The organism is Streptococcus sp. HMSC10A01 (genome assembly GCF_001807785.1).
Taxonomy (GTDB): Bacteria; Bacillota; Bacilli; order Lactobacillales; family Streptococcaceae; genus Streptococcus; species Streptococcus gordonii.
In genome coordinates this window covers 19,035-31,049 of record NZ_KV790972.1, presented here as the reverse complement: position 1 = coordinate 31,049, position 12,015 = coordinate 19,035, and the positions used below count along the sequence as shown (strand labels likewise).

The window sequence follows — 12,015 nt, the reverse complement described above, 5'->3', positions numbered from 1 at the left end:
TACAGACGCGCTCGTTGAAGCTGAGGTGCTTGCACTTACGGACGCACTTGTGGACGCCGATGTACTTGCGGATACTGACGCGCTGGTCGACGCAGACGTACTTGCGCTTGTAGACGCGCTCGTTGAAGCCGATTCGCTCGCACTTACTGAGGCACTGGTCGACGCGGATTCGCTGGCACTTACCGATGCACTCGTGGACGCGGATTCACTCGCACTTACGGACGCACTCGTGGATGCAGACTCACTGGCAGAAACTGAAGCGCTAGTTGAGGCGGACGTGCTTGCGCTTACGGACGCGCTCGTTGAAGCTGAGGTACTTGCACTTACTGAGGCACTGGTTGAAGCGGACTCACTCGCAGACACAGACGCACTCGTAGACGCGGATTCGCTTGCACTCACAGACGCACTGGTTGATGCGGATTCACTCGCAGATACAGACGCACTCGTGGATGCCGATTCACTCGCAGATACTGAGGCACTCGTAGACGCGGAACTGCTTGCTGAAGTTGAGGCACTAGCAGAGGCTGACTTACTTTCCGCAATAGATTCGATTGTTGAGGTAGAGGCACTGACGGATGCGGAGGTGCTTGCAGATTTGGAAGTACTTCCTTCTCTTGTATCAATAAATTTACTTCCGTCAATAATGTCTTTTCTACCATCTCTATAAGTGATAGTCGTTGTACCATTGTTTGAGACAGTAATACCAGTGACGTAATTGGAATTTAGAACATCTTGAGCTCTTAAATCGGGATTGCTCTTCTTGACAGCTTCACGAACTAAATTTTTTTCTACTTCTGTTAATTGATTTGGATTATTGACAAATACGGTATTTTCGGGTGTCTTAATTCTAAATCGAATAATCAGTTTAAACTGACCATTGACTACAGCTACCTTCGCAGCATCATCCATTTCTTTCCGAGTTACATTTACATTTCCCGCGGCATCCGTAGCTACAACATAACGAGTGTAATCACCAATTGTTGTGTCTATTGGAACATTACCAAAAATTCTAACTTTTAACTGATTCCCTACTTGAGTCACAGAATACTGCAACCATTCAGTGCCTCTACCAGGTTGGTTATTATATAACCAGCGAACAACCGTTTTAGCCAAATCAAAAGCATTTGAATTATCTGTTACCGTCGCAAAATATTCAAATGACTCACCACGATAAACAGTAATTTCACTTGGAACATCAACAACTGGTCTTTCGGTGTCCTTTTCAACAACCGTTGTGTTATATCCTGCTTTATCCCAACTTCCATTTGTCGTAGCAGCAACTTGTTCAAACTCAAGCGGTAGGTTTGTATTGGTAATTTTTTTATCACTTGTTACTAAGCGGAGTCCAAGTTTGACTTCCCCACCGGTATCGTTTACTTGAGTAGTGATTCTGAGAACATTATTGTTAACAGATTCACCAGTATACAGATTCCAAGCGCCGCCTGAATTGTAGACTCCACCATTTGCAGCATTTTTACCGTTTATCGTTACTGTACGAGTTTCCTGATTACCACTTATAGATACTAGTGCGCCAAGATTAGACTTCACTTGTCTTGGTGCTAGGTTAATCGTCCAAGTCAAAAGTCGAGTAGTATCATCAAAACTTGTTGTGACACTTTGAATCATGTCCCCTTTTACATCATGATATTCAACATTAGGACCAGCTTCAATCACTGCCCGACGCGTTCTTCTCCGGCCTGTCTGACTAGAAGCTTCTGTAGACTCCTTGCCACTCTCAGATTTAGTGCTCTCAGATATAGAGGTAGTAGACTTCTGACTAGCAGAGACTGACTGAGAAGCACTAGCTGACGTACTTGAACTTGCACTCACAGAATCAGATGTACTTGCGGACACTGAAAGAGACTCAGAGGCACTTGCAGATTCTGAGCTAGACTGTGATAGACTTGAACTTGATGATAATGATGCTGATACTGAAAACGACTCTGATATAGATAAACTAGTTGAAACAGAAGAGCTCGCTGAAGTGCTTTGACTTGCTGACAAAGTATCTGATAAGGATTCCACTGGATTAGCTTCTTCAGATGACAAAGTAGTTACAGCTTCTTCGCTTAAAACTGCTTCTCCACGAGTTGCTAAAACATCCCTCGTATCAATCACTTTTTCAAGGGCCTGTTCTTCTTCAGCATAAACAGAAGAGCTTGTAACAACCGCTCCACCAAGCACAGCTCCCGTCGCTATAATTCCTTTCAGGTAATTCAGTCCACCCTTTTCTACAGACTGCTCCTCCACTACTTTCACTTCTGCGGAAGAAATATCAGAACCCTTCATTAATCTTAAAAGACCAAATTGAGATGTAGCCGCACGAAGCCAGTGTTTTCCAGACTTAATCAGTTTAAAACGCGTAACACGTTCAACTTCGTGGTATTGTCCCTTTTGACGTTTAAAAAACATGTAATCCCCTCTACTTAATTTAATATCCCAAAAACTTAGTATTTAAAAAAGTATCGTATCTATAGTACCATATTTTCAGCGGAAATAACGGCTTTCTAAGTATTTTTTACAAAAAAAATTGATCATTTTTTAATCTTCAAATACTAAAAAAGACGAGTTTATAAACCGTCTTTAAATATGCATTTTTTTATTACTGATTTTTTCTATCCAAAGCATTTAAACTATGTTTGATAATTAAAATCATTTTCTAATTGTTTCGCTAATTTTCTTAAATATTGGATAAAGGATAGGAACAGCTATAACTGTAGCCAAGCTTGAACCAAAAGTTCCAACTATCTTAACAAGAGCTAAATTTAAGGAAGCACCTAAAGTGAGGTTGCCGAGCATTCCAATCAAAGTGTATTTGAATAGATTTAATACTATTTTAGTCAAAGCAGCTGCAAAACCAACAATCACTAACTTTCCCCTACACTTTGGCATTGCTTCATAAACAAAATGAACAACAAGAATAACAACTAATGCTTCCAAAATTGTAATCCAAACTACTGAAGCATACCCGTTTAATATATCAAAGACTCCCAGACCAACGGTTGCAACCAAAGCACCTTTTCTTGCTCCGTAAATAAGAGTAGCTACCACAACTAGAGCATTTCCAAAATGAATAAATTGAGGACCAACAGGAATTCTGAAAAACTGAATGCTAAGCGTAATTAGAGCCGAAAAGAGACTCAATTCTACTAGTTCACGAGTAGTTAGTTTATTATTTTTCATTAGAAACCTCCAATAATCTTTTAAATTCTATAAATAAATCTCCCAAATGGGGCTGGTAGTATACTCCATAACGAAGATCAGAGTCACAATTCAGTGTCGTTACTAGACTTTTCTCGATGAAGTTAATGAAAACCGGAAGACACTTTTGCAGGTCAATCCCCTGTACAAATGCAGCCGCTACCAAGCCAGTCAACATATCCCCTGTTCCAAAGAATTGTTGCTGAAATCTCTTACCTCTATACAGACTAAAGATGCCTTCTTCTTTGTCGAAATAAGCAACACCTATCTGATCGTGACTCAATGGAAGACCAGTCAATAGAATTTTCTTTGCACCTAATTCGCTCAGACGCTGAGCAAGACTTTTTAAAAATTGCTCTGTCAAATCATTATCTTGATAAGGCAAATCAGCAAGAAAACAAGCTTCTGTTAAATTGGGCAAAATCAAATCTGCTTTTTGACAGAGAGTACGCATGCTAGAAATATAATGATCATCAAAGCCTTTGTATAGCTTACCATTGTCGGCCATAATGGGGTCTACAATCAAGGGGATGTTCTCACGCTCCAGAAAATCAATCAGAGACGCTATTTGCTGACTTGATTTAAGATAGCCAGTTACTAATGCAGAAAAGCCGATCTCTAAGCTCTGCCATTGCTTTAAAAAAGCCTGCATTCCAACAGTGTAGTCATCAATATATACTTTAGGAAAACCACCAGTGTGAGATGATAGAAGAACTGTGGGAAGAACAGAGACTTCCAACTGGCATATGGCAAACAATGGCAGGGCTGCTGTCACAGCAACTTTCCCTAAGCCAGAAATATCATTAGCTAAAATAATTCTCTTTGGCTTTGTCATGATCATTCCATTCGTCCCTCTCCGTTTCTACTTTTTTATTGTAAAACACTTTAAAATAAGTTACAATATGAAAAAATCCAATCTGTATGGGGACAGTTGTATGTTGAAGCCTAAATATCAAGAAATTTCAGATCATCTGATTGAACAAATCAAAAATGGCCAGCTTAATAAAGGAGATAAGCTTCCCTCTATTCGACTTTTGTCTAAAAGTTACCATTGTAGCAAGGATACCGTTCAAAAAGCCCTTCTAGATCTGAGTTACCAGAAGTACATCTATGCCGTTCCCAAAAGTGGTTATTATGTATTAGAGCAAGCTCAAGAAGAAAATAATGATCTAGAGCTCCCCTTAAGAAATGACCGCCATCAAGTCTATGAAGATTTTCGCATCTGCCTCAATGAAACCTTGATTGGGCGTGAGAATTACCTTTTTAACTATTATTCTCAACAAGAAGGGCTAGAAGATTTGAGACAATCTGTCAAAAATCTACTGCTAGAATCAGCTATTTACCCAACCCTAGACAAGATAGCTTTGACATCTGGTACCCAGCAAGCACTCTATATCCTATCTCAAATAGACTTCCCTAATCACGGCGACACTATTTTAGTAGAACAACCAACCTATCACAGAATAAATGATTTGCTCAAGGCTCAAAATTTAAAATATAAGACCATAGAACGAAGTCCAAAAGGAATTGACTTATTGGAATTGGAAAATATCTTTCGTTCAGGAAACATCAAGTTTTTCTATACCATTCCTCGCTTTCACTATCCCTTAGGCCATACTTACAGCCGTCAGGAAAAAGAAGAAATTCTCCGCCTAGCTAAACTTTATCAGGTCTTTCTTATTGAGGATGATTACCTAGCTGATTTTGACAATAAGTCAGAACTAAGCTTTCATTATCTAGATGATAGTGACTCTGTTATTTATATCAAATCTTTTTCAACCAGTCTTTTCCCTGCACTTCGAATTACAGCTTTGCTATTGCCTGATAGCGTCAAGAAGCAATTTATCGCTTTCAAAAGCATTTTGGACTATGACAGCAATCTCATCATGCAAAAGGCTCTCTCTCTTTATATTGATAATCAAATGTTCCAAAAAAATAGACTGGCGCTACTGCGTTTACAGGAGGAAGAAAAAGAAAATGCTCAACATTTACTTGAAAAAGCTGGTTTAGGACTACCTTACTTACTGACACCGGGAGGTATTTTATTGGATCTAAAAACACTAACATCCATTAGCTCTCTTAAACATAGTGGTCTACTGCTTGACTTCTTTGAGTCAGCTTATATCGATCCTTGCCCTTATCGCTATGTCAAAATTCGATACCAAGACCTAGAAACCTCTATAGAGGGACTAAAAAAATATTTAAAAAAGGCTTAGGAAAATTCATTCCTAAGCTTTTTCCAGCATTCCTGCCTGAAGTTGATACATTTTCTTGTAGGTACCATTTTGAGCTAGGAGCTCTTCGTGGCTACCAGATTCAATAATCTGCCCCTTGTCTAGCACATAGATACAGTCAGCATCCTGAATGGTAGAGAGACGATGGGCAATGGCAATCGTCGTTCTACCTTGTCGCATTTTTTTCAGTGAGGCTTGGATCAACTCCTCTGTCTCTGAGTCAATATTGGCAGTAGCCTCGTCTAAAATCAAAATCTTAGGCTTGGTCGCAACTGTCCTAGCAAAGGCTAAGAGCTGGCGCTGACCACTAGAAAATGCAGCTCCTCGCTCCGTTACTGGTGCATCATAAGTCAATGGCAGTTGTTTAATAAAGTCATGAGCATCAACAAATTTAGCAGCCTCTTCAATGTCCTGTTGGCTAAGTCCTTCTTGGTACATCTGGATATTGCTAGCAACTGTCCCGTGGTAAAGGAAAGGATCCTGAAGGACCAGTCCAATATGTCGCCTAAGTTCTGCTTGACTATAGTCTTTTATATCATGTCCATCAATCAGTATTTGTCCTCTTTCAAACTCATAAAATCGTAAAAAGAGGTTGATGATGGAGGATTTTCCCGATCCAGTAGATCCAACAAAAGCGATCGTTTCACCTTGCTTGACCTTGAAAGAAATATGTTTCAAAATATCTCTTTTTCCGTCATAAGAAAAACTAACGTCTTTGAACTCTATATCGCCTTCTTGGATTTTCAAGACTTTATTATTTTGGATTGGTTCATAGTCTCTCCTATCAATGACTTCAAAAACACGCTCAGCAGAAATCATAGAGGTCTGGAGAACTGAGTAATTTTGCATGACTTCAATCAAGGGATTAAAGAGTTGGTTAGCGTACTGGATAAAAGCATACATTATTCCCGCTGTAATGCCTGCAGTTTGCCAAGTTAGACCAAAATAAGTCAGAATAACGCCATAGGCCAGAATTTTCAAAAGAGACATAGCTGGACGTAAAAGCAGACTGTTGACATCCAGATATCGATTGGTGTAGTTTAGGTGCTCCTGATTAATTTCTTCAAATTCATCAATCAAGCGCTGTTCCTGACCAAAGGCTTGGACGATTCTCATTCCTTCAATAGTCTCAGAAAGTTTTACGTTTAAATCGCTCAACTTACTACGGACTTGCTTGAGCAAGCCAGTTGACAGTTTTTGATAAAGTAAGATCGAGGCCAGCATGATTGGTAAAAATAAAAGGATTAAAAGAGCCAGGCGCCAATCCAGAGCAAACATAGTTGCGGCAGTTACCACTAAAATGAAGATTGAACTTAAAAAGCTTGAGAAAATACTACTAAACATATCCGCCACTGCTTGAGTATCATTGGTCAGACGAGAAACGATGGCTCCAGCAGGTGTTTGGTCAAAATAGGCCATTCGTAGCTTTTGAATATTGGCAAAGGCTTCTTGACGTAAGTCACGAACAATACTGTGTGCTACCTTTGCAAATGAATACTGACCTAAGAAAGTCAAAAGCACGCGCAGTATAAACAAGCCATAGTAAATAGCCAAGAGATAAAAACCAGCAGCCGCCTGTCCAGAACTAATGAACTGATCGATATAAGTTCTAGCCAAAAGAGGTAAGGCAGTGGTAACCAAAGTGGTTAGAAAAACAAAGGCAAATGCTGAAAGTGTGAGCCATTTATATGCAAGCATATAGCTTAGAAGTCGTTGAAAAGTTGATTGCTTTTTCATATTAGACCTCCTCTAAGATTTCAGCTAATTGCTGATTTTGATAAGTAGTGGCATACCAGCCATTCTGTGTTAAAAGTTCCTGATGACTACCACTCTCAATAATCCGTCCCTGATCTAAAACTAGGATCAAGTCTGCATGCACTACTGCTGATAAGCGATGGGCAGTAATCAATGTAGTCTTACCAGAACGCTCTCGCTTAAGATTGTCCAAAATCAAGTGCTCGGTCTTTGCGTCAACAGCAGATAAAGAATCATCCAAGATTAAGATATCGGGATTAAGAATCAAAGCACGACACATGGCCAAGCGTTGCTTTTGTCCACCCGATAAGGATACACCTCGCTCCCCAACCAAGGTATCAAATCCATCTGGCATTTGCATGATGTCTTCATAAATTCCGCAAAGTTTAGTAACAGCGATAACGTCCTCATCAGAAATGCTTGGATTCCCAAAGCGGATATTATCTCGAATCGATGTAGCAAACAAGATTTGATCTTGAGGAACATAACCAATCAAGCTCCGCAATGCAGAAAGGCTGTAATCTCTTATGTCATGTCCAGCAAGGTAAATACATCCCTCTTGTATATCTTGTTCTCGAAGCAAAAGACGAAGCAAGGTCGTTTTCCCAGAGCCTGTGACACCAACAATACCTAAGGTCTGCCCCTGCTCAATTGAAAAATGAATATCCCTGAGAGTTGGTCGATCATCATATGCAAATTTTTGAATAGAGTAATCCAGACGACCATTTTTAATGTCCTTAATGGGCGAAGCCACTTCTGTCACATCACTTTCTTGGGCTAGCAAACTTTCAATTCGCTCGTAAGACACAGCTCCTCGTTGGCTGATATTGAAGAGATAGCCCATAGCTTGAAGGGGCCAGACTAACATATCCAGATAAGTGATAAAAGTGACCAATTCTCCCACCGTCAACTGACCTTGACTGATGAAAAGTCCACCAAAAATCAAGGTTAAAAGATAGGAGAGGCCGACAAAAATCAGAACCATAGGATCAAAAAGGGCATTGTACTTAGCTGCAAGGATATTTTTCTTAAAAACATCTTGGTTAATACTAGCAAAAGCAGCTGTCTCTGCATCTTGATAACCAAAAGACTTGGTCACTTTGATACCTGAGACACTTTCTTGAACCTTATTGTTCAAATCAGAAAAGGCTTCTTGTGCCGCCTTAAAACTTTCATAATTTTTCCGACCGATCAGACTGGTCCCCCAGGCCATAAAAGGCAAGGGTAAAATGGCAATCAGAGTCAACCTCCAGTCCAAGACGAAAAACATGGTAAGAATAGTCACTAAAGCTGTGATAGAAGCGTCTACTGCTGACATGACTCCTCCACCAGCAACCCCAACAACTGCATTAATATCATTAGTGGCGTGAGCCATCAAATCACCTGTCCGATAAGTTTGATAAAAGGAAGGAGACATGTGAGTAAAATGCTCAAAGAGACAGTAGCGTAAGATTCTACCCAGACGATTGGCTGTCCCCAAAATATACTTACGCCAGACAAAACGCAAAGCATACATGGCCAAGGCTGACAAAACCAAAATAAAAAGTTGATAGGCTAATTCCAGATTCGTCAAATCTTTACTGGCAATCTGGTCAATCACTTCTCCAATCACACGAGGTGGAAGCAAGTTTAAAAGGCTGACCAGAGACAAGGCTAAAATACCAGTAATATAGGGCCACTTTTCTAATTTAAAAAACCAAGATAATTTCTTTAATAACTTCATACTTGTCCTTATTTCTAATTTTCAAATACTATTCATTATACACTCATTTTTTGATTATTGACAGCGAAAAAGGCTGGAAAACTCAGCCTCTTATTTTTTCTTTGTTAAAAGAAAGCTCTCTTCTAAAAGAGAGAATAATTCTTGATCCGTTAGAGTATCGTCTAGCGGGAGACTCAGCCAATATTTTTTATTCATGTGAAAGGCTGGGTAGATTCCTTTTTCTTGGACTCGTTCTGAAACCTGATTGTTCTTGACATTAAGAACCTCAATTGCTCCGCTTCGTCCTGAATCAAACTTAGACCAGTCAGTCGTTAGAAAGGCTCCATACCACTTCTTTGTACCTTCATGGCGAAATACAGCTGCCTGGGTAGAACTTTTTCTTGAAGACTTAGCCCAAAGGTACTCTAAACTTCCCTGATAACGCTCAGAAACGTGAGCTACCAAGCGCTGACTTTGTTCATAAAGGAAACCAATTTCATCAAAACAATGGCGACGAATATCTAAGAGAAGGTCCAAACAAGCTTGACGCACCTGGCCGACAAACTCGCCTGTCATAGATTCCATGTGAACCTGCCTATACTCATCCCCTGTCTCACAATCAAACAGCTGAAAACTGACACTACTATCTTCAACATTGATCACCATCTGAAAATCTCCAGACATGACTTTTCTTGATATCTGATAGATGCCTTCCTTTTCTAAAAAACCATACTTAACTAGCTTATCATAGTTAGCTTTATACTTTTCGAATAGTTCAAACATGTCTATAAAAAGGAAAGGGAGCCACAGCTCCTCTCCTTATCCTCCTAAAATACTACCTTGGTTCCATGTAGCTGATCCACACCTAACTCAGCAACGATTTCATCGCGATTTTGAGTCGTAATGCCACCTCCAGGCAGGATTTGAATTCGCTTGTCTGCATAGGCCACCAACTCTTTTAGCCAAGCAAAGTGTTCTTGAATCGTCTCTGTAGCTGGACCTCCATGAGTCAGAATGCGCTTAACACCATGCTCAGCCAACCAATCCAAGGCCTCGAATTGCTTGTCTCTTGGAATAGAATCAAAAGCCATGTGAAAGACTACTTCTAAACCTTGTGAGACAGCTAGTAAAGACTCAAGATTCTCTGTATCTAGTTCATTCTCCCTTGTCAGTAGGCCATATACGACACCCTGGCTACCAGCTTCACGCGACTTTTTGATGTCTTCTAGCATGATTTCTACTTCGAGATCAGTATAAACAAAATCACCGCCTCTAGGGCGAATCATGGTCATTATAGTGGTATCATAAGACTTAGCCAAGTCCACTGCAGCACGAATGACTCCATAACTTGGCGTGGTTCCTCCGACACTTAAATTGTCACAGAGTTCAACACGACGAGCTCCTGCTTGCATTGCTTTTTCAAGCAAGGTTACATTTTCAGCACAAAATTCGTATAGCATCCGCTACTCCTTTGATTTATTATGATATTATTCTAATTCTTTCTTGTTTATTATATCACAACTAGTGAAAAAAAGACGAATTAGCTGTCCATCCCATTCATACTTTCAAAGGAATTTTTACACCAGTCAAGCCATTCTGTTTGGTAGGCTTCATCAGATAAGATACGGTACTTCAAATCAGCTATTGACTTGATATTCTTTTCCTTACAGCATCTAATGCAATTAGAATAAAATTTTAAATTGATGTCATCTCTGTCAAAATATATCGGTATTTCTGACCTTCCTCTAAGGTATGCTGTGAAAGCTCTGCTATGACCATCTGTTAGGAACCATTCCCCCTTCCATCTTTTTACTGGCAAAGGCTTTAATTCTTCCTTGTCAAACCATGTCGCAATTTCTTCTAGCTTTTTTTCTGAAAGGAAAAATTGGCTGGGCTGAATTTGAGAAAAAGGTAAAACTAAATCTAAAACATAACGATGTCCCAGATCCGTTTCTTCATAAGGATAAAAACCGAATGAAGTAAATAGTTTTTTAGACGAGAGATTAAAATCATAAATGTCCTGAACCCGTAACTGACGATAAGACAGAGATCGAGCCCTCTCAATCAATGCTGCGATAACCTCTCGTCCAATACCAATAGATTGATAAGACTCCACACCAATAACAATAGGTAAGTCGTTCTCTGAAAATGTCACATCACCAATTGGCAACCAGGATCCATCCTGCTTAACTTCAATGAAATATAGTTCTCCTCGCTGACTAAGGACCTCATACATCTTCTTGATTTTTTCTAGCGAATAGCTTTCTTTTTTGCCGTCAATTAAATAGACAAGCTCTGGATCCTGATACCAAGAAAAGGCCACTTGATAGTGGCCATCATAAGCTCGCAAACGCAAGTTGCTATTAATTTGAATAAAATCAGGTTGAGCTGAATTTACTATAAGCATATTCTCTACTCCTACTGACCCAGCAAACCTGACACATTCATTGTCAGCTTAACCTTAGCAGTATTATCCTGTATGTTAAGTCCTGTAATTTTAAACTGAGACTCTGGTAGAGAAACCAATATTGTCTCTTGTTCCATGGCTAAATTACTGGACTGGTCTTTCAATCTATTTTGTAAAATCGAAGCTACAATAGCTTTTGGTACTGGTAGATTTCCTAGACGAGAGCTAGCAAGATCAAACCGTAGGGTATGATTTTCGTAGGCCGCGTAGAATCGCAAATCAAGTTTGCTGTCAATCCCAAGGATTTTTATAGGGAGTTGCAATCTTAATTTATCCCCTTCAATGCTGTACGCACTCTCCAATAATTCTTGACTCTGATTATCAGTCAAAAATGATTTCAGTAACTGATTCAATTGTTTGCTGTTAATCGTAATCTCTGTACTTAAACCATTTGTTCCTACTGTTGCATTCTGAAGTCCAGATTCAACCATACTAGACAAACTAATTGTGCTCTCTACATTCTTTAACTGATCAGAGGACTGAATTGAGGAAGGTACCAAAATCAGAATCAGGCCAAATAATATGACAAGAAGACCAACTACAGAACGTTTGATTATTTTTTTCATTTTTATTCCTTTTTGTAACAAGTCAGAAGTCTGATTCTGCCTGCTCTAAAATCATAATAGATATATTTTACACTAATTTCCTATTACTTT

Annotated in this window: 10 protein-coding genes; 1 reads left to right on the top strand and 9 read right to left on the bottom strand. The window is 39.5% G+C overall.

The features are described 5' to 3' along the window. From HMPREF3108_RS10930 to HMPREF3108_RS05810, 3 genes are all read right to left on the bottom strand, one after another. Nucleotides 1–2,412 (bottom strand): accessory Sec-dependent serine-rich glycoprotein adhesin (locus HMPREF3108_RS10930; RefSeq protein WP_256262222.1); only part of this gene is annotated, 2,412 nt, incomplete at its 3' end. A 240-nt stretch (nt 2,413–2,652) separates the two neighbouring features. After that, a complete protein-coding gene (locus tag HMPREF3108_RS05815) occupies nt 2,653–3,183 on the bottom strand; it encodes an ECF transporter S component (RefSeq protein ID WP_070493735.1) in 531 nt (176 codons plus the stop codon). Then, a complete protein-coding gene (locus HMPREF3108_RS05810) occupies nt 3,173–4,036 on the bottom strand; it encodes a pyridoxamine kinase (RefSeq protein WP_070493738.1) in 864 nt (287 codons plus the stop codon). Before HMPREF3108_RS05810 ends, HMPREF3108_RS05815 begins: the two co-directional genes overlap by 11 nt. Before the next feature lie 55 nt (nt 4,037–4,091). Between HMPREF3108_RS05810 and HMPREF3108_RS05805 the strand changes: the two genes are divergently transcribed. Further along, a complete protein-coding gene (locus HMPREF3108_RS05805; RefSeq protein WP_176744519.1) occupies nt 4,092–5,417 on the top strand; it encodes an aminotransferase-like domain-containing protein in 1,326 nt (441 codons plus the stop codon). A gap of 12 nt (nt 5,418–5,429) precedes the next feature. Here the strand turns inward: HMPREF3108_RS05805 and HMPREF3108_RS05800 are convergent, their stop codons facing one another. From HMPREF3108_RS05800 to HMPREF3108_RS05775, 6 genes are all read right to left on the bottom strand, one after another. After that, entirely contained in the window at nt 5,430–7,172 is a 1,743-nt protein-coding gene (locus tag HMPREF3108_RS05800; protein ID WP_070493730.1) for an ABC transporter ATP-binding protein, read from the bottom strand. Between the two features lies 1 nt (nt 7,173). Next, a complete protein-coding gene (locus HMPREF3108_RS05795) occupies nt 7,174–8,913 on the bottom strand; it encodes an ABC transporter ATP-binding protein (protein WP_070493727.1) in 1,740 nt (579 codons plus the stop codon). Nucleotides 8,914–9,003: 90 nt separating this feature from the next. Next, nucleotides 9,004–9,675: an MmcQ/YjbR family DNA-binding protein gene (locus HMPREF3108_RS05790; protein WP_061601813.1), complete on the bottom strand. Its 672-nt coding sequence runs from the start codon at nt 9,673–9,675 to the stop codon at nt 9,004–9,006. A gap of 44 nt (nt 9,676–9,719) precedes the next feature. Further along, nucleotides 9,720–10,352 (bottom strand): copper homeostasis protein CutC, encoded by a 633-nt coding sequence (locus HMPREF3108_RS05785; protein ID WP_070493724.1) that lies wholly within the window; start codon nt 10,350–10,352, stop codon nt 9,720–9,722. Between the two features lie 80 nt (nt 10,353–10,432). Then, a complete protein-coding gene (locus HMPREF3108_RS05780; RefSeq protein ID WP_070493721.1) occupies nt 10,433–11,299 on the bottom strand; it encodes a GNAT family N-acetyltransferase in 867 nt (288 codons plus the stop codon). A gap of 11 nt (nt 11,300–11,310) precedes the next feature. Then, nucleotides 11,311–11,925 carry a hypothetical protein gene (locus HMPREF3108_RS05775; RefSeq protein WP_061601816.1) on the bottom strand — a complete coding sequence of 205 codons (615 nt, stop codon included), beginning with the start codon at nt 11,923–11,925 and terminating at the stop codon, nt 11,311–11,313. Between the last annotated feature and the right edge of the window lie 90 nt (nt 11,926–12,015).

What these genes read in the sequence shown, in the direction of transcription:
- HMPREF3108_RS05780 (WP_070493721.1), bottom strand. Translation starts at nt 11,299, where the DNA reads ATGCTTATAGTAAATTCAGCTCAACCTGATTTTATTCAAATTAATAGC.
- HMPREF3108_RS05800 (WP_070493730.1), bottom strand. Translation starts at nt 7,172, where the DNA reads ATGAAAAAGCAATCAACTTTTCAACGACTTCTAAGCTATATGCTTGCA.
- HMPREF3108_RS05810 (WP_070493738.1), bottom strand. Translation starts at nt 4,036, where the DNA reads ATGACAAAGCCAAAGAGAATTATTTTAGCTAATGATATTTCTGGCTTA.
- HMPREF3108_RS05790 (WP_061601813.1), bottom strand. Translation starts at nt 9,675, where the DNA reads ATGTTTGAACTATTCGAAAAGTATAAAGCTAACTATGATAAGCTAGTT.
- HMPREF3108_RS05815 (WP_070493735.1), bottom strand. Translation starts at nt 3,183, where the DNA reads ATGAAAAATAATAAACTAACTACTCGTGAACTAGTAGAATTGAGTCTC.
- HMPREF3108_RS05775 (WP_061601816.1), bottom strand. Translation starts at nt 11,925, where the DNA reads ATGAAAAAAATAATCAAACGTTCTGTAGTTGGTCTTCTTGTCATATTA.
- HMPREF3108_RS05785 (WP_070493724.1), bottom strand. Translation starts at nt 10,352, where the DNA reads ATGCTATACGAATTTTGTGCTGAAAATGTAACCTTGCTTGAAAAAGCA.
- HMPREF3108_RS05795 (WP_070493727.1), bottom strand. Translation starts at nt 8,913, where the DNA reads ATGAAGTTATTAAAGAAATTATCTTGGTTTTTTAAATTAGAAAAGTGG.